The 17,165-nt window shown below is 56.2% G+C and carries 19 protein-coding genes, 1 pseudogene and 1 other annotated feature; of the genes and pseudogenes, 13 read left to right on the plus strand and 7 right to left on the minus strand.

The window, feature by feature from the left end; all coding sequences use genetic code 11:
- Positions 1-117: 117 nt before the first annotated feature.
- Positions 118-212: a sequence feature (Trp leader region), on the plus strand.
- A gap of 24 nt (positions 213-236) precedes the next feature.
- The 6 genes from M8013_RS09285 (at position 237) to M8013_RS09310 (ending at position 7,195) form a co-directional block, all read left to right on the plus strand.
- Positions 237-1,799 carry an anthranilate synthase component 1 gene (locus M8013_RS09285; protein WP_271267514.1) on the plus strand — a complete coding sequence of 521 codons (1,563 nt, stop codon included), beginning with the start codon at positions 237-239 and terminating at the stop codon, positions 1,797-1,799.
- Entirely contained in the window at positions 1,799-3,394 is a 1,596-nt protein-coding gene (gene trpD, locus M8013_RS09290) for a bifunctional anthranilate synthase glutamate amidotransferase component TrpG/anthranilate phosphoribosyltransferase TrpD (protein WP_271267515.1), read from the plus strand. Before M8013_RS09285 ends, trpD begins: the two co-directional genes overlap by 1 nt.
- 3 nt (positions 3,395-3,397) lie before the next feature.
- A complete protein-coding gene (trpCF, locus tag M8013_RS09295; RefSeq protein ID WP_271267516.1) occupies positions 3,398-4,756 on the plus strand; it encodes a bifunctional indole-3-glycerol-phosphate synthase TrpC/phosphoribosylanthranilate isomerase TrpF in 1,359 nt (452 codons plus the stop codon).
- Positions 4,757-4,766: 10 nt separating this feature from the next.
- Positions 4,767-5,960: a tryptophan synthase subunit beta gene (gene trpB / locus M8013_RS09300; protein ID WP_271267517.1), complete on the plus strand. Its 1,194-nt coding sequence runs from the start codon at positions 4,767-4,769 to the stop codon at positions 5,958-5,960.
- Entirely contained in the window at positions 5,960-6,769 is an 810-nt protein-coding gene (gene trpA / locus M8013_RS09305; RefSeq protein WP_271267518.1) for a tryptophan synthase subunit alpha, read from the plus strand. Before trpB ends, trpA begins: the two co-directional genes overlap by 1 nt.
- Positions 6,770-6,922: 153 nt before the next feature.
- Positions 6,923-7,195 carry an ElaB/YgaM/YqjD family protein gene (locus M8013_RS09310; RefSeq protein WP_271267519.1) on the plus strand — a complete coding sequence of 91 codons (273 nt, stop codon included), beginning with the start codon at positions 6,923-6,925 and terminating at the stop codon, positions 7,193-7,195.
- 27 nt (positions 7,196-7,222) lie between these two features.
- On the opposite strand, the gene ompW is transcribed toward M8013_RS09310, so the two are convergent.
- The gene (gene ompW, locus M8013_RS09315; protein WP_271267520.1) at positions 7,223-7,855 is read right to left on the minus strand and encodes an outer membrane protein OmpW; all 633 of its coding nucleotides are present in this window, start codon (positions 7,853-7,855) and stop codon (positions 7,223-7,225) included.
- A gap of 216 nt (positions 7,856-8,071) precedes the next feature.
- Here ompW and M8013_RS09320 point away from each other — a divergent pair.
- The 4 genes and pseudogenes from M8013_RS09320 to yciA all read left to right on the plus strand — a co-directional run.
- A pseudogene (locus M8013_RS09320) lies at positions 8,072-8,170 on the plus strand (YkgJ family cysteine cluster protein); the annotation flags it as partial.
- Between the two features lie 25 nt (positions 8,171-8,195).
- The gene (locus M8013_RS09325; protein ID WP_271267521.1) at positions 8,196-8,939 is read left to right on the plus strand and encodes a YciC family protein; all 744 of its coding nucleotides are present in this window, start codon (positions 8,196-8,198) and stop codon (positions 8,937-8,939) included.
- Positions 8,940-8,995: 56 nt separating this feature from the next.
- Positions 8,996-9,535 (plus strand): septation protein A, encoded by a 540-nt coding sequence (locus M8013_RS09330; protein ID WP_271267522.1) that lies wholly within the window; start codon positions 8,996-8,998, stop codon positions 9,533-9,535.
- A gap of 55 nt (positions 9,536-9,590) precedes the next feature.
- A complete protein-coding gene (yciA, locus tag M8013_RS09335) occupies positions 9,591-9,986 on the plus strand; it encodes an acyl-CoA thioester hydrolase YciA (RefSeq protein ID WP_271267523.1) in 396 nt (131 codons plus the stop codon).
- A 30-nt stretch (positions 9,987-10,016) separates the two neighbouring features.
- Here yciA and tonB read toward each other — a convergent pair whose 3' ends face one another.
- Positions 10,017-10,742, minus strand: coding sequence for a TonB system transport protein TonB (gene tonB / locus M8013_RS09340; RefSeq protein ID WP_271267635.1), 726 nt, complete (start codon positions 10,740-10,742; stop codon positions 10,017-10,019).
- Positions 10,743-11,005: 263 nt separating this feature from the next.
- On the opposite strand from tonB, the gene M8013_RS09345 reads away from it, so the two are divergent.
- Entirely contained in the window at positions 11,006-11,302 is a 297-nt protein-coding gene (locus M8013_RS09345; protein ID WP_271267524.1) for a YciI family protein, read from the plus strand.
- A gap of 30 nt (positions 11,303-11,332) precedes the next feature.
- On the opposite strand, the gene leuE is transcribed toward M8013_RS09345, so the two are convergent.
- The gene (gene leuE, locus M8013_RS09350) at positions 11,333-11,968 is read right to left on the minus strand and encodes a leucine efflux protein LeuE (protein WP_271267525.1); all 636 of its coding nucleotides are present in this window, start codon (positions 11,966-11,968) and stop codon (positions 11,333-11,335) included.
- 69 nt (positions 11,969-12,037) lie between these two features.
- Positions 12,038-12,211, minus strand: coding sequence for a YciY family protein (locus M8013_RS09355; RefSeq protein WP_271267526.1), 174 nt, complete (start codon positions 12,209-12,211; stop codon positions 12,038-12,040).
- Positions 12,212-12,353: 142 nt separating this feature from the next.
- Here M8013_RS09355 and cls point away from each other — a divergent pair, with 142 nt between their 5' ends.
- Positions 12,354-13,814: a cardiolipin synthase gene (gene cls / locus M8013_RS09360; protein ID WP_271267527.1), complete on the plus strand. Its 1,461-nt coding sequence runs from the start codon at positions 12,354-12,356 to the stop codon at positions 13,812-13,814.
- 32 nt (positions 13,815-13,846) lie between these two features.
- A complete protein-coding gene (locus M8013_RS09365; protein WP_271267528.1) occupies positions 13,847-14,176 on the plus strand; it encodes an HI1450 family dsDNA-mimic protein in 330 nt (109 codons plus the stop codon).
- Between the two features lie 42 nt (positions 14,177-14,218).
- Here the strand turns inward: M8013_RS09365 and oppF are convergent, their stop codons facing one another.
- From oppF to oppC, 3 genes are read right to left on the minus strand one after another with little or no spacing between them, the layout of a single operon-like run.
- The gene (gene oppF, locus M8013_RS09370) at positions 14,219-15,223 is read right to left on the minus strand and encodes a murein tripeptide/oligopeptide ABC transporter ATP-binding protein OppF (RefSeq protein WP_271267529.1); all 1,005 of its coding nucleotides are present in this window, start codon (positions 15,221-15,223) and stop codon (positions 14,219-14,221) included.
- Entirely contained in the window at positions 15,220-16,233 is a 1,014-nt protein-coding gene (gene oppD, locus M8013_RS09375) for an ABC transporter ATP-binding protein (protein WP_271267530.1), read from the minus strand. The genes oppF and oppD overlap by 4 nt, the downstream gene beginning before the upstream one ends.
- A gap of 11 nt (positions 16,234-16,244) precedes the next feature.
- A complete protein-coding gene (gene oppC / locus M8013_RS09380; protein WP_271267531.1) occupies positions 16,245-17,153 on the minus strand; it encodes an oligopeptide ABC transporter permease OppC in 909 nt (302 codons plus the stop codon).
- Positions 17,154-17,165: the final 12 nt, after the last annotated feature.

Here is a 17,165-nt window from a genome sequence, read left to right on the forward strand (position 1 = left end):
TAACGGCATGTGGTGAAATTCTGAAATCCGGGGGTTGACATTAGGCCATCGAACTAGTTAACTAGTACGCAAGTTCACTCAACGAGGTATCTGCTCATGACGACACAAATCACTCTGCACAGCGGGTGGCGCGCATCCTGATTGTCGGGCAGTGTCGCACGTCTGCGTAAAGCATACAGATACCTGGCCCGCCACTGAGCGGGCCTTTTTTTGAACAGAATAAAGAGAACAACATAATGCAAACAGCCAAACCTACCCTTGAATTGCTGACCCGTGAGGCGGCGTATCGCCACAACCCTACGGCGCTGTTCCATCAGGTCTGCGGCGCCCGCCCGGCCACGCTGCTGCTGGAGTCGGCGGATATCGACAGCAAAGACGATCTGAAAAGCCTGCTGCTGGTCGACAGTGCCCTGCGCATCACCGCCCTGGGCAATACCGTTACCCTGCAAGCTCTGTCGGCAAACGGTGCGGCGCTGCTCTCTCTGCTGGATGGCGTACTGCCAGCAGGCATTGAAAATGAACCGCGTCCGGATGCCCGGATCCTGCACTTCCCGCCGGTCAGCCAACTGCTTGATGAAGATGCACGTCTCTGTTCGCTGTCAGTATTTGACGCCTTCCGCCTGTTGCAGAATCTGGTTAACGTGCCGGAAAACGAGCGTGAAGCCATGTTCTTTGGCGGGCTGTTTGCCTATGACCTGGTGGCCGGTTTCGAAGCACTGCCTGAACTGGAGCAGGGAAATCGCTGCCCGGATTACTGCTTCTATCTCGCCGAAACCTTACTGGTGATCGACCACCAGAAAAAGTATACCCGTATTCAGGCCAGCCTGTTTACCCCGCTGCCAGCCGAGAAACAGCGCCTTGAAGAGCGCATCGCCCAGTTGCAGGAGCAAATGACGGAAGCGCCGTCAGAGCTGCCGGTACAGCGCGTAGAGCAGATGCGCTGCGACTGTAGCCAGTCGGATGATGAGTTTGGTGTGGTCGTCCGCCAGATGCAAAAAGCGATTCGCGCGGGCGAGATTTTCCAGGTAGTACCTTCCCGCCGCTTCTCACTGCCCTGCCCGTCCCCGCTGGCGGCCTATGATGTGCTGAAGAAGAGTAACCCCAGCCCGTACATGTTCTTTATGCAGGATAACGATTTTACGCTATTCGGCGCATCACCGGAGAGCTCCCTGAAGTACGACGCCACCAGCCGCCAGATCGAAATTTATCCGATTGCCGGGACTCGCCCACGCGGTCGCCACGCCGACGGCTCTCTGGACCGCGATCTCGACAGCCGTATTGAGCTGGAGATGCGCACCGACCAGAAAGAGATGTCTGAGCACCTGATGCTGGTCGACCTGGCGCGTAACGATCTGGCGCGTATCTGTACCCCGGGTAGCCGCTATGTGGCCGACCTGACTAAAGTGGACCGCTACTCCTTCGTGATGCACCTGGTCTCCCGCGTGGTGGGCGAGCTGCGTCGCGATCTGGATGTGCTACACGCCTACCGCGCCTGCATGAACATGGGCACCCTGAGCGGGGCGCCAAAAGTGCGCGCCATGCAGCTTATCGCCCAGGCCGAAGGCCGTCGTCGCGGCAGCTATGGCGGCGCAGTCGGCTACTTCACGGCGCACGGCGATCTGGATACCTGCATTGTGATCCGCTCCGCCTACGTAGAAGAGGGGATTGCTACCGTTCAGGCCGGGGCGGGCGTCGTTCTGGATTCGGTGCCGCAGTCTGAAGCTGACGAAACCCGCAATAAAGCCCGCGCGGTACTGCGCGCCATTGCGACTGCCCATCACGCACAGGAGATTTTCTGATGGCTGACATTCTGCTGCTCGATAATATCGACTCATTTACCTATAACCTGGCGGATCAGCTGCGTGCGAGCGGCCATAACGTGGTGATTTACCGAAACCACGTTCCGGCGCAAACCTTAATTGAGCGTCTGGGTACTATGCAAAACCCGGTGCTGATGCTCTCCCCAGGCCCTGGCGCACCGAGCGAAGCCGGGTGTATGCCAGAACTGCTGACCCGCATGCGCGGCAAGCTGCCGATCATCGGCATCTGTCTGGGTCACCAGGCGATTGTCGAAGCCTACGGCGGCTATGTCGGCCAGGCCGGTGAGATCCTGCACGGCAAAGCCTCCAGCATTGAACATGACGGCCAGGCGATGTTTGCCGGGCTGATGAATCCGCTGCCGGTGGCGCGTTATCACTCGCTGGTTGGAAGTAATATCCCGGCTGGCCTGACCATTAATGCCCACTTTAACGGGATGGTGATGGCCGTGCGTCACGACGCGGACCGGGTGTGCGGTTTGCAGTTCCACCCGGAGTCGATTCTGACTTCACAAGGGGCGCGCCTGCTGGAGCAGACGCTCAACTGGGCGCTGCAGAAGCTGGAGCAGACCAATAGCCTGCAGCCGATTCTGGAAAAACTGTATCAGGCGCAGACCCTGAGCCAGCAGGAGAGCCATCAGCTGTTCTCCGCCGTAGTGCGCGGCGAGCTGAAGCCCGAGCAGCTGGCTGCCGCACTGGTGAGTATGAAAGTGCGCGGTGAACAGCCGCAAGAGATCGCCGGTGCTGCCACCGCCCTGCTGGAAAACGCCGCCCCGTTCCCGCGCCCGGACTACCTGTTCGCCGACATCGTCGGCACCGGTGGTGACGGCAGCAACAGTATCAACATTTCTACCGCCAGCGCCTTTGTTGCCGCCGCCTGCGGCATGAAAGTGGCGAAGCACGGCAACCGCAGCGTCTCCAGTCGTTCCGGCTCGTCGGATCTGCTGGCCGCCTTCGGGATCAATCTGGAGATGAATGCCGAGAGATCACGCGATGCGCTGGACGATTTGGGCGTCTGCTTCCTGTTTGCACCCAAGTACCACACCGGATTCCGCCATGCGATGCCGGTACGCCAGCAGCTGAAAACCCGCACCCTGTTTAACGTGCTGGGGCCGCTGATCAACCCGGCTCACCCGCCGCTGGCGCTGATTGGCGTCTACAGCCCGGAGCTGGTGTTGCCAATTGCCGAAACTCTGCGCGTGCTGGGCTATCAGCGTGCAGCGGTGGTACACAGCGGCGGTATGGATGAAGTGTCTCTGCATGCGCCGACCCTGGTGGCCGAGCTGCATAACGGCGAAATTAAGAGCTATCAGTTGGAAGCGGCAGACTTTGGCTTAACCCCGTATCACCAGGAGCAGCTGGCAGGCGGCACCCCGGAAGAAAACCGTGACATTCTGACGCGCCTGTTACAAGGTAAAGGTGAAGCCGCGCATGAGGCCGCAGTGGCCGCCAACGTCGCCATGTTGATGCGTCTGCACGGTGAAGAAGATTTACAGGAAAACGCGCGTAAAGTGATGGATGTGTTGCGCTCAGGCGCAGCGTACGACCGAGTGACCGCACTTGCGGCAAGAGGATAAACAATGCAGACCGTGTTAGCGAAAATCGTTGCCGATAAGGCCATCTGGGTTGCAGCCCGCAAAGAACAGCAACCGCTCGCCAGCTTCCAGAATGAGGTCGTGCCAAGCAGCCGCCGTTTTTATGATGCCCTGCAGGGTGCACGCACCGCGTTTATCCTGGAGTGCAAAAAAGCCTCCCCGTCAAAAGGGGTGATCCGCGATGATTTCGACCCGGCGCAGATTGCCGCCGTGTATAAGCACCATGCGTCGGCGATTTCGGTCCTGACCGACGAGAAGTATTTTCAGGGCAGCTTCGATTTTCTGCCGGTGGTCAGCGGCATCGCCCCGCAGCCGATTTTGTGCAAAGACTTTATTATCGACGCGTATCAAATCTGGCTGGCGCGCTTTTATCAGGCCGACGCCTGCCTGCTGATGCTCTCCGTGCTGGACGATGAACAGTATCGCCAGCTCGCTGCGGTCGCACACAGCCTGAATATGGGCGTGCTGACTGAGGTGAGTAACGAAGAGGAACTCGAGCGAGCCATCGCCCTGAAGGCCAAGGTGGTAGGCATTAATAACCGCGACCTGCGCGATCTCTCTATCGACCTCAACCGCACGCGCCAGCTGGCGCCGCGTCTGGGTGCGGGCGTCACGGTGATCAGTGAGTCCGGGATCAATACCTATGCCCAGGTCCGTGAGCTGAGCCACTTCGCCAACGGTTTCCTGATTGGCTCCGCGATGATGGAGCAGGCCGATCTCGGTGCCGCAGTACGTCGCGTGCTGCTGGGTGAGAATAAAGTGTGTGGCCTGACGCGCGCGGAAGATGCCGTCGCGGCGCACGAAGCCGGGGCAATTTACGGCGGGCTGATTTTTGTTGAATCCTCCCCGCGTAACGTGACTGAGCTACAGGCTCGCCAGGTGATGGCTGCCGCACCATTACGCTACGTGGGCGTATTCCGCAACGCGGCAATTGCCGACGTCGCTGCCCGCGCCGAGACGTTGTCACTGGCCGCCGTTCAGCTGCACGGCAGTGAAGATCAGGCCTATATCGATGCCCTGCGCGCCGTGCTGGCACCGCAGGTACAAATCTGGAAAGCGCTGAGCGTCGACGACACCCTGCCGGCACGCACGCTCCAGCAGGTTGATAAATATGTTCTTGATAACGGCCAGGGCGGCAGCGGACAACGTTTCGACTGGTCGCTGCTCAACGGTAAGAAGCTGGACAATGTCCTGCTGGCCGGTGGCCTGAGCCCGGATAACTGCGTTGAAGCCGCCAAAGCAGGCTGCGCAGGTCTCGATTTCAATTCAGGCGTTGAGGCACAGCCCGGCATTAAAGATGCCAGCAAGTTGGCCTCGGTGTTTAAAACGCTGCGTGCATATTAAGGAAGAGAAGATGACCACATTATTAAATCCGTATTTTGGCGAATTCGGCGGCATGTATGTGCCGCAGATCCTGATGCCCGCACTGCGCCAGCTGGAAGAAGCCTTCGTCAGCGCGCAAAAAGACCCGATCTTCCAGGCTGAGTTTACCGACCTGCTGAAAAACTACGCCGGGCGTCCTACCGCTCTGACCAAATGTCGCAACCTGACCGAAGGGACCCGCACCACGCTGTATCTGAAGCGTGAAGATTTACTCCACGGCGGCGCGCATAAAACCAACCAGGTGCTGGGTCAGGCGCTGCTGGCAAAACGAATGGGTAAAACCGAAATCATCGCCGAGACCGGTGCCGGTCAGCACGGCGTGGCCTCCGCACTCGCCAGCGCCCTGCTCGGCCTGAAATGCCGTATCTACATGGGAGCCAAAGATGTCGAGCGCCAGTCGCCGAACGTGTTCCGTATGCGCCTGATGGGTGCCGAAGTGATCCCAGTACACAGCGGTTCCTCCACCCTGAAAGATGCCTGCAACGAAGCGCTGCGCGACTGGTCTGGCAATTATGAGAACGCCCACTACATGTTGGGTACCGCTGCGGGCCCGCACCCGTTCCCGACCATTGTGCGTGAATTCCAGCGCATGATCGGCGAAGAGACCAAAGCGCAGATCCTCGAAAAAGAGGGGCGTCTGCCGGATGCGGTGATCGCCTGCGTCGGCGGTGGTTCTAACGCCATCGGCATGTTTGCCGACTTTATTGACGACGAACGTGTGGGGCTAATTGGCGTCGAGCCTGCCGGTCATGGCATCGAATCCGGCGAACATGGTGCGCCGCTGAAGCATGGCCGCGTGGGGATTTACTTCGGCATGAAATCGCCGATGATGCAGACCGACGAAGGGCAGATTGAAGAGTCTTACTCTATTTCTGCCGGGCTGGATTTCCCGTCTGTTGGGCCGCAGCACGCGCACCTGAACAGCATTGGCCGCGCGGAATATGTCTCGATTACCGATGACGAAGCGCTGGACGCGTTCAAAATCCTGTGCCGTCAGGAAGGCATTATCCCGGCGCTGGAGTCGTCTCACGCGCTGGCCCATGCGCTGAAAATGATCAAAGAAAACCCGGAAAAAGAGCAACTGCTGGTGGTGAACCTTTCCGGTCGCGGTGATAAAGATATCTTCACCGTTCACGATATTCTGAAAGCCCGAGGGGAAATGTAATGGAGCGTTACGATAACGTATTTGCTGAACTTAAGGCCCGCAAGGAAGGCGCATTTGTCCCCTTTGTGACCCTGGGCGATCCCTCCCCGGAGCAGTCGCTGAAAATTATCGATACCCTGATTGAAGCCGGTGCCGATGCGCTGGAACTCGGTATCCCGTTCTCGGATCCACTGGCCGACGGCCCGACGATCCAGAGCGCCGCCCTGCGCGCCTTTGCTGCGGGCGTCACGCCGACTCAGTGTTTTGAGATGCTGGCGACCATTCGCCAGAAGCACCCGACCATTCCGATCGGTCTGCTGATGTATGCCAATCTGGTGTTCAACCGCGGTATCGACGAATTCTACGCCGAGTGCGCCCGCGTTGGGGTGGACTCAGTGCTGATCGCCGATGTGCCGGTAGAAGAGTCCGCACCGTTCCGTCAGGCGGCGATGCGTCATAACGTTGCGCCGATCTTTATCTGCCCGCCAAACGCCGACGACGAACTGCTGCGCCAGATTGCCTCTCACGGCCGCGGGTATACCTACCTGCTGTCGCGTGCCGGGGTAACGGGTACCGAAACCAAAGCCGCACTGCCGTTGCATCACCTGGTAGAAAAACTGGCAGAATATCACGCCGCCCCGCCGCTGCAGGGCTTTGGTATTTCGGCCCCTGACCAGGTCGCCGGTGCGATCGATGCCGGGGCGGCCGGGGCGATTTCCGGTTCGGCGATCGTGAAAATCATCGAGAAAAACGTCGCCCAGCCGGAGCAAATGCTGAATGAACTGAAAACGTTCGTCAGCGCGATGAAAGCCGCAACCCGTCCGCAGTAACCTACCCGCCGCCTGGTGTCGCCAGGCGGCTTTTTGCAGAAATCACCTGCCTGAGACCGTATGGCCCCTTCCCTGTCTTAAGTAATAATCCCATTTTCTTCAGGATATCCTCATTGAGTCTATGCTTAACATTGACTACAAAAGGAGAACGTTATGTCAGATCCTAATTTTGATAATGATGCACAATATGCTGGTGAAAAAGCGAAGAACAAACTGGATGAGGCAGCCGGTGCGGCGCAGCAGAAGTTTGGCGAATTTGTTGATTCTCCAAAACATCAGTTGAAGGGTGCCGGGCGCAAATATGCCGCTCAGGCCAGTGACGTTGTTAGTGATGTGACCGACGCGGTTAAAAATAACCCCCTTAGCGGCCTCATTGCCGCAGGCGCGGTAGGTATTGTCCTCGGCCTGTTGCTGAGTCGTAAATAAAAAAGGCCCTTCGGGGCCTTCTTACATTTAGAAGCGATATCCCGCCGAGAACATAAACACCCACGGATCCAGGCGGGTACTGATATTTTGCTGCTCGCCCGCCGCTTTGAATTTCACTTCGGTGTCGATATCCATATACCAGACCGACATATTAATTAGCCAGTCGCGATTGATGAGATAGTCCAGCCCCGCCTGCCCCGCCACGCCCCAGGAATCTTTCAGACTCAGGTCGGAGAGACCTGCCGCTTTACCCGTGTCGTTAAACTTCTCATCAAAGAAGGTGGTGTAATTGACCCCGGCGCCAACATAGGGGCGAAGCTTGCTGCCAGCATCGCCGAAATACCACTGGGCCATCAGGGTGGGCGGCAGTTGGTGAACTGTGGCGATGTCCCCGGTTGGGCCGGTACCGACTTTGTGACGAAACGGCGTGGCCGCCAGCAGTTCAACGCCGACGTTATCGGTAGCCATCCAGGTAAAGGTCATCCCTGCCTGGGTATTGTTACTGACGTTAAAACCGCCCAAACCCAGAACATTGTCCGAGCCTTCCGTGGGCCGTACCGTGGCGGTCCCCAGGCGGAAAAAGAATTCGCCAGCTTCATGGGCAACTGCGCTTCCGGAAATACTGCTCAGAATCAGTGCTGCGAGCGCTGCTTTTTTCATATCCATTCCCTCGTTATGGTTTTATTGAAGGACGGAATATACCCACAAATGAGTAATAAGTGATCTCACCGCGATCACATTAGATTCAGCAATTTAACATTCATTGATCTAAATTAATCTTTTCAGCCTCTGGCAAAAAATGGTAGTGCCCTTCTGGATCAATTTTGCCGTTTCAGGCAAACAAAGCGAAGCGCGATACCCATTGCGCAAAATCAGCGCGAGGCATTACGAGCGCTTTACAAAGATATGCTTTTCCATACAAGCCTTGATACTGCCACCGGGCAGTTATCCAGGGTACAATTGCCCGCTAATTAACGCCTGCAATACTCAAGGAGAGTGCATGTCTATCACGGCGAATTCTGTCTACCGTGACACGGGGAATTTTTTCCGCAATCAGTTCGTTATCTTTTTACTGATCGCCTTGTTGTGCGCATTTATCACGGTGGTACTTGGTCATGCCTTTTCGCCGAGTGAGGAGCAAATTGCCAGCCTGAGCGACGGCGATAATATCGCCAGCAGCGTCGGGCTGTTTGAGATGGTGCAAAACATGTCGCCGGAGCAACAGCAGATCCTGCTGCGCGCTTCTGCTGCCTCGACCTTCTCCGGTTTAATTGGCAACGCCATTCTGGTGGGCGGCGTCTTGTTGATGATCCAACTGGTTTCCGCCGGGCAACGCGTTAGCGCTTTACGGGCGATTGGTGCCAGCGCCCCGCTGCTGCCAAAACTGTTTATCCTTATCTTTTTAACCACCATGCTTATCCAGATCGGGATTATGCTGGTCGTGGTCCCGGGCGTATTACTGGCTATCGTGCTGGCCTTCGCCCCGATCATGGTAGTGGAAGACAAGATGGGCATTTTTGTTGCCATGCGTAGCAGCATCCGGCTGGCATGGTCTAATATGCGTCTTGTTGCACCTGCGGTAATGGGCTGGCTGCTGGCTAAAACCTTGCTGCTGCTGTTCGCACCAAACCTTGCGATACTGACGCCAAACGTCGGCGCGGTGGTGGCAAATACGGTGAGTAATCTGATCTCCGCCGTGTTACTCGTTTATTTGTTCCGCCTGTATACGTTAATTCGTAAGTAATTTTTCTGATGGCCTGTGCCGTGCGCGCAGGCCATCGCCGATGATGGAATCGAAGAATGAAGCAGTTTCTTGATTTTTTACCCCTGGTTGTCTTTTTTGCCTTCTACAAACTTTATGACATCTACGCGGCAACGACCGCCCTGATCGTCGCCACGGCTGTGGTACTCATCTACAGCTGGGTGCGCTACCGTAAAGTCGAGAAAATGGCACTCATCACCTTTGTTCTGGTGGCGTTTTTTGGCGGGCTGACCGTCTTTTTCCACAACGATGAGTTTATTAAGTGGAAAGTCACCGTGATTTACGTCCTGTTCGCCGGTGCGCTGCTGTTCAGCCAGTGGGTCATGAAGAAGCCGCTTATTCAGCGCATGCTGGGTAAAGAGCTGACCCTGCCGCAGACCGTCTGGTCACGTTTGAATATCGCCTGGGCGGTGTTCTTTATTCTTTGCGGTCTGGCGAATATCTATATCGCCTTCTGGATGCCGCAGAATATCTGGGTCAACTTCAAAGTGTTTGGCCTGACCGCGCTGACGCTGGTTTTCACCCTGCTGAGCGGCGTATACATCTACCGCCACATGCCGCAAGACGACAAAAATTGATCCCTTTGCCCGGGTGGATACGCCCGGGTCACTTCGTTATAAGCTGAGCAAACCAATGACAACACAAGATGCGCCACAGGGCGAACTGGTCTTACGCACGCTGGCAATGCCTGCCGACACCAATGCGAATGGGGATATTTTTGGCGGCTGGTTGATGTCGCAGATGGATATGGGCGGCGCGATCCTCGCTAAAGAGATTGCCCAGGGTCGCGTGGTGACGGTGAGAGTCGACGGGATGACCTTTCTGCGACCGGTTGCGGTTGGGGATGTGGTCTGTTGTTATGCGCGCTGCGTTAAGCGCGGGAATACTTCGGTGTCGATTAACATTGAGGTCTGGGTGAAGAAGGTCTCTTCAGAGCCTATTGGTCAGCGCTATAAAGCCACCGAAGCCCTGTTTATTTACGTGGCGGTGGATAGCGAAGGCAAACCACGCACGTTGCCGCAGGCATAAAAAAAAGCCTCCTGTCGGAGGCTTTTCTCATTATTCCATCTGCGCCCCGCCGTTCAGGCGGAAAACAATATTCACGATCAATCCGCGGCCCGGTTTCCCGGCTTCATAGCGCCATTTGCGCATTGCCGTTTTCACTTCACGCTCGAACATATTTGCCGGCTGTGCAGAGAGCACTTCGACGTTCTCTACGCGACCGTCGGAGGTGACGTCAAACTTCACGCGTACGCGACCTTCGATACGTAACGCCTGTGCACGCGCCGGGTACTGCGGCTGATTACGCGCCAGCGAACGAGGGCCAGACGGTGCTGTCGCAACCGGTTTTGCCGTGGCCGGGGAACTGTTCATCACCGGACGAGCAGGCGCAGTATTTGGCGCAACCTGCGCAGCACGCGGCTCAACCGGGCGCTCTTCACGCTTCGGACGCTCTTCAACCTTTTGCACCGGCTTAGGCTTTGGCTTCGGTTTTGGCTTAGGTTCCGGCTTGTGGATCACCACAGGCGCCTCTTTTGGCGGCTCCGGGACGGGCTCAGGCTCGGGTTCCGGCTCAGGTTCAACAACCGGTTCCGGCGGCGGCGCCACTTGCACAGGCTCCAGATCGGCCGGTGTCACCATGGTGACCGAGATCGGCTGCGAAGGAGCTGGCATTTCAATAACTTGACTTACCGAGGTATAAAGCAGACCTGCAACAACGGCGCCATGAACCACGATGGAAAGCAGCGTCGGCCAGGGGAAGCGGCGAGGTAGATCGAAAGTCATGATAGTTGAACTGTTCGGGGTTGTAGCATAAGCCATACGTTTTCTGTGTTCTTAGCTAATTGATAATCATTTGCGTCAGAGTGTACCACCATGCGCCAGGTATGAAAATACCTCCGATTCAGCAGGAAGGCTCCAGTAGAGTACAGACGGCAGCAGAGTGACAGAACAAACGAGGACAATAGTAGTGGCGTTATCTTTACATTGCAGTCCCCGGCACTTTCACATAACGTAATTCCCACTTTTACCGCTTAAGGAGCTTCACCGTGCTTTACGTAATTTACGCGACAGATGTTGCTGACTCTCTCGAAAAACGTCTTTCCGTGCGCCCTGCCCATCTCGCGCGTTTGCAGCTGCTGCATGATGAAGGCAAATTACTGACCGCAGGCCCAATGCCGGCCGTCGACAGCAATGATCCCGGTGCGGCGGGCTTTACCGGCTCTACGGTGATTGCGGAGTTTGAATCGCTGGAAGCCGCGCTAGCCTGGGCGGAAGCCGACCCGTATGTTGCGGCAGGGGTATATGAGAACGTGGCGGTGAAGCCGTTCAAGAAAGTGTTTTAAGCGAGTAGAGGCTCCCGAGGGAGCCTTATCTTAATGCAGTGACGCCAGCCTTGCCGCAAATCCCACAAACAGCAGCCCTATCAATCCATTCCCCAGCTTCGCCAGTTTCTTTTTGGTTTTCAGGTAACGAGTGACAAACGCGCCGGAGAAAATCAGGAAGCTCATGTAGATAAAGCTAATGATTTCCAGGGTAATCGCGAGGACCATAAACGCCACACCAGTATTCTGGGCATTGACGTCAATAAACTGCACAAAGAACGAAACGTAAAACAGGATCGCTTTCGGGTTGGTCATGCTCAGGACTAACGAGCGTTTCATGATTGTTTTTGCCGGCTCAATGCCGCTATTTTCGCCCTGCTGTTTATGCCGCGCCACCGACCAAAGCATCTTGCCGCCCAGCCACAATAAATAGAATGCACCCAGGTAGCGGACAATATTAAACAGCACTGGGGTGGTCTGAATCAGCGCCGCGACGCCCGCCCACGCCAGGAACATCAATACCGCATCGCCGATGAAGACACCGCTCGCGGCCAGATAACCCTTTTTCACCCCGTGTCCAATACCGGTTTTTAAGACGAATAAGGTATTGGGGCCCGGAACCAGCACAATAAATATTGCGCCAACAACATAGGTCCAAAAATTAAGCACACCCAAATCCGCAAACATTTCATCCTCCTTTTCGAAATACGGGCGATAAAAAAACAACGGGCACCTCTGAGGGTGCCCTTATGCCATTCAGAGATCGTGAATGGCGAACAGCAACGCATTGCGATGACGGTTCAAACTGCATTTTCTGATAGCGTGGATACGCATATTACGGCGGGATTGAGCCTCCAGCCAACGCGCTTTACGACGACCAACCTGTCGTAACATGCGCCAGCGGCCTACTTCTGTTCTACTGCGCTTCATGTTTACAACTCTTCCCAAAACGGAGCGCTCATTATAGTCCCTTGCCTGCGGCAAACCAGCGCTTTTATCTACCGTTTTTATTTGCCAGAACAATCCTGACGCGTACACTCTTAACAATACGCTTTCAAAAGGATTTTTTACTATGACAACCTTCTACACCGTGGTGAGTTGGCTGGTCATTCTGGGATACTGGCTGCTGATCGCGGGGGTGACATTACGTATCCTGATGAAGCGCCGGGCGGTTCCCTCTGCCATGGCCTGGCTGTTAGTTATTTTTATTCTGCCGCTGGTCGGCATTATCGCGTATTTGTCTTTTGGTGAGCTCCACCTCGGTAAACGCCGGGCGGAACGCGCACGCGCCATGTGGCCCTCAACGGCGAAATGGCTCAACGATCTCAAGTCCTGCAAACATATCTTTGCCGAAGAAAACAGCAGCGTGGCGGCGTCGTTATTTCAGCTCTGCGAACGCCGCCAGGGCATTGGCGGAGTAAAAGGCAACCAGCTCCAGCTGATGACCACCTCCGACGACGTAATGAACGCGCTGATCCGCGATATACAACTGGCCCGCCATAACATCGAGATGGTGTTTTATATCTGGCAACCTGGCGGAATGGCCGATCAGGTCGCCGAGTCGCTGATGGCGGCTGCGCGCCGGGGCATTCACTGCCGGTTGATGCTCGATTCTGCGGGTAGCGTCGCTTTCTTTCGCAGCAACTGGGCACCGATGCTGCGCAACGCCGGTGTCGAAGTGGTCGAGGCATTAAAAGTCAATCTGCTGCGCGTGTTCCTGCGCCGGATGGATCTGCGACAGCACCGTAAAATGGTGATGATCGACAACTACATCGCCTATACCGGCAGTATGAATATGGTCGATCCGCGCTTCTTTAAACAGGATGCCGGCGTCGGTCAGTGGGTCGATTTGATGGCCCGTATGGAAGGCCCGGTCGCCACCGCGATGGGGATCGTCTACTCCTGCGACTGGGAGATCGAAACCGGTAAACGCATCCTGCCGCCGCCGCCGGACGCCAATATCATGCCGTTCGAACAGGCCAGCGGGCACACCATCCACACCATCGCCTCCGGCCCCGGCTTCCCGGAAGACTTGATCCATCAGGCGCTGCTGACGGCGGCCTACTCCGCGCGCGAATATCTGATCATGACCACGCCCTATTTTGTACCGAGCGACGATCTGCTGCATGCCATTTGCACCGCCGCCCAGCGCGGGGTCGATGTCAGTATAATCCTGCCGCGTAAGAATGATTCGGTGTTGGTTGGCTGGGCCAGCCGGGCTTTCTTCAGCGAACTGCTGGCAGCCGGGGTGAAGATCTATCAGTTCGAAGGCGGCCTGCTGCACACCAAAAGCGTGCTGGTCGACGGCGAACTGAGCCTGGTGGGGACGGTGAATCTGGATATGCGCAGCCTGTGGCTCAATTTTGAGATCACGCTGGTGATTGACGATGCCGGTTTTGGTGGTGATTTAGCGGCGGTGCAGGATGATTATATTTCGCGCTCGCGCCTGCTGGACGCCCGGTTGTGGGTGAAACGCCCGCTGTGGCACCGAATTGCCGAACGACTGTTTTACTTCTTTAGTCCGTTGCTGTAAAACGTGCCCAACGATGTTAAAAGGTAGTCATCATGGAAATGGATCTGAATAATCGCCTGACCGAAGACGAAACGCTCGAGCAGGCCTACGATATTTTTCTCGAACTGGCCGTCGATAATCTCGACCCGGCAGACGTCATTCTGTTCAACCTTCAGTTTGAAGAACGCGGCGGCGCTGAGCTGTTTGATCCGTCCGAAGACTGGGCCGAACATGTCGATTATGACCTCAACCCGGACTTTTTCGCCGAGGTGGTAATTGGTCTTGCTGAGACGGACGGTAGCGAGATTAACGACATCTTTGCCCGTGTGTTGCTGTGTCGCGAGAAAGACCACAAGTTGTGCCACATACTCTGGCGCGAATAAAAAAAGGCTGCGAATGCAGCCTTTTTTATGCGCTTCGCTCGCTTAGAGCGGGTCGACTTTCAGGCAGGAAACCGCATGACGGAAACTGCCTTCCAGCACCGGACGCGTTTTCGCACATTCCGGCCCGGCAATCGGGCAGCGCGTACGGAATACGCACCCTGATGGTGGGTTAATCGGCGACGGCAATTCCCCTTCCAGCAGCTGAATCTTTTTGTTCTTCTCGAGATCCGGATCGGGTACCGGCACCGCAGACATCAGCGCTTTGGTGTACGGGTGCAGAGGGTTGTGATAAACCTCATCATAAGTGCCCAGCTCAACCGCATGGCCGAGATACATCACCAGCACGCGATCGGAAATGTGCTTCACTACCGCCAGGTCGTGGGCGATAAAGATCAGCGACAGTCCCATCTCACGCTGCAGCTTTTGCAACAGGTTAACCACCTGCGCCTGAATGGACACGTCCAGTGCCGATACCGGTTCATCACAGATAATCAGCTTCGGCTCAAGGATCAGCGCACGGGCAATGCCGATACGCTGACACTGGCCGCCGGAGAACTCGTGCGGGTAACGGTTAACGAGGTTAGGCAGCAGACCCACCTTCATCATCATCGCTTTAACGCGATCACGAACTTCGAGACGCGACATTTTCGGATGATAGGTGCGCAGCGGCTCAGCAATGATTTCGCCAATGGTCATGCGCGGGTTCAGGGACGCCAGCGGATCCTGGAAAATCATCTGAATGTCACTGCGTACAGCGCGCCATTCGTCCGGTTTCATGCCCAGCAGATCTTTACCCAGCCAGGCAACTTTGCCTTCCGTTGCTTTTACCAGCCCGATAATTGCCCGGGCGAACGTCGATTTTCCGCAGCCCGACTCGCCCACTACGCCAAGGGTCTCCCCTTCGTACAGACGCAGGGTCACGCCATCAACAGCCTTGAGCGTTTTCGACGGCTGCCAGAACCACTGTTTGCCATCTTTAATGTCAAAGTGCACTTTCAGATCGGCGATTTCGAGCAGAACATTTCTTTTTTCGTCAATGGCGGTCATACCAGCTCCTCGAACGGCTTAAAGCAGGCACGCAGACGGCCTGGCGCAAACTCCTGCAGCGGCGGAGCGCTATTACAGATCTCCATCGCATGCGGACAGCGCGGCTGGAACGGACAGCCTTTCGGCAGACGCAGCAGGTTTGGCGGGTTGCCCGGAATGGTCAGCAGCGCTTCCCCTTCCGCATCGAGACGCGGTACGGCATTCAGCAGCCCGATCGAGTACGGGTGTGCCGGATGATAGAACACATCGCGCGCTACACCGTATTCCATGGTACGACCGGCATACATCACCAGCACTTTGTCACAGATCCCGGCAACCACGCCGAGATCGTGAGTAATCATGATGATCGCGGTATTGAACTCGCGCTTAAGCTCGTTCAGCAGGGTCATGATCTGTGCCTGAACGGTAACGTCCAGCGCAGTGGTTGGTTCATCGGCAATCAGCAGTTTTGGCCGACAGAGCAAGGCCATCGCGATCATCACACGCTGACGCATCCCACCGGAAAACTCATGCGGGTACATGCGCATACGCTTACGCGCTTCAGGCATTTTGACCGCGTCCAGCATCTTGACGGACTCTTCAAAGGCTGCGGCTTTGCCCAGCCCTTTATGCAGCATCAGTACTTCCATCAGCTGCTCACCCACACGCATGTACGGGTTCAGGGAGGTCATCGGATCCTGGAAAATCATCGAAATCTGCTCGGCGCGCAGTTTGTTCAGATCGCGCTCAGGCAGGTTAAGGATCTCTCTGCCGTTAAAGCTGGCGGATCCGCCGATTACACCGTTTTTCGCCAGCAGGCCCATCAGCGCGAATGCGGTCTGGGATTTACCGGAACCGGATTCGCCCACAATACCCAGCGTTTCGCCAGCCCGCAGGCTGAAGTTCAGATCGTTTACCGCTGTCACATCGCCATCCGGCGTTTTGAAGGTGACGCGCAGATCTTTGACATCCAGCAGCGTATTGCCCTGCTGATGTGCCTGTGGGGCAGATGCCGTTTCAATAATTGTCATGACGGCGCTCCTTAACGGTCTTTCGGGTCGAGGGCATCACGCAGGCCATCGCCGATAAAGTTGAAACAAAACAGGGTCACTACCAGGAAACCTGCCGGGAACAGCAGCAGCCACGGTGAAACCTCCATCGAGTTCGCGCCATCGCTCAACAACGCGCCCCAGCTGCTCAGCGGCTCTTGCGTACCGAGGCCGAGGAAGCTCAGGAAGGATTCAAACAGGATCATGCTTGGCACCAACAGGGAGGCGTACACCACCACCACACCCAGCACGTTCGGCACAATATGGCGAACCACGATATTACCGGTTGAGACCCCGCCCACCTGCGCCGCTTCGATAAACTCTTTGCGCTTCAGACTCAGGGTCTGGCCGCGCACGATACGCGCCATGTCCAGCCAGGAGACCATCCCAATCGCCACGAAGATCAGCAGGATGTTCTGACCAAAGAAGGTCACCAGCAGGATCACGAAGAACATAAACGGGAAGGAGTTGAGGATTTCGAGAATACGCATCATCACTGAATCCACTTTTCCGCCGAGATAGCCGGACAACGATCCATATAATGTGCCCAGAATCACCGCCACAAAGGCGGCAGCAATCCCGACCATCAACGATATACGGCCCCCGATGGCCACACGTACCAGCAGGTCACGCCCCGAAGAGTCAGTGCCAAAGTAGTGGCCAGATGCGGCATCCGGTGCACTGGACATCATGCCCCAGTCAGTATCGAAGTAGGTGAACTGCGACAGAATGGGTGCCAGGGTCACAAACAGGGCGATGATCACCAGCACCACGAGGCTGGCAACCGCCGCGCGGTTGTGCATAAAGCGACGACGCGCATCCTGCCAGAGACTGCGTCCTTCGACGTCCAGTTTTTCACTGAAGTTTTCCAGCGCCTCGCTATTTTTATTACTTAACATCATGGCGAGCTCCAG

The sequence above is a fragment of the Silvania confinis genome (genome assembly GCF_025564085.1).
Classification (GTDB): domain Bacteria; phylum Pseudomonadota; class Gammaproteobacteria; order Enterobacterales; family Enterobacteriaceae; genus Enterobacter; species Enterobacter confinis.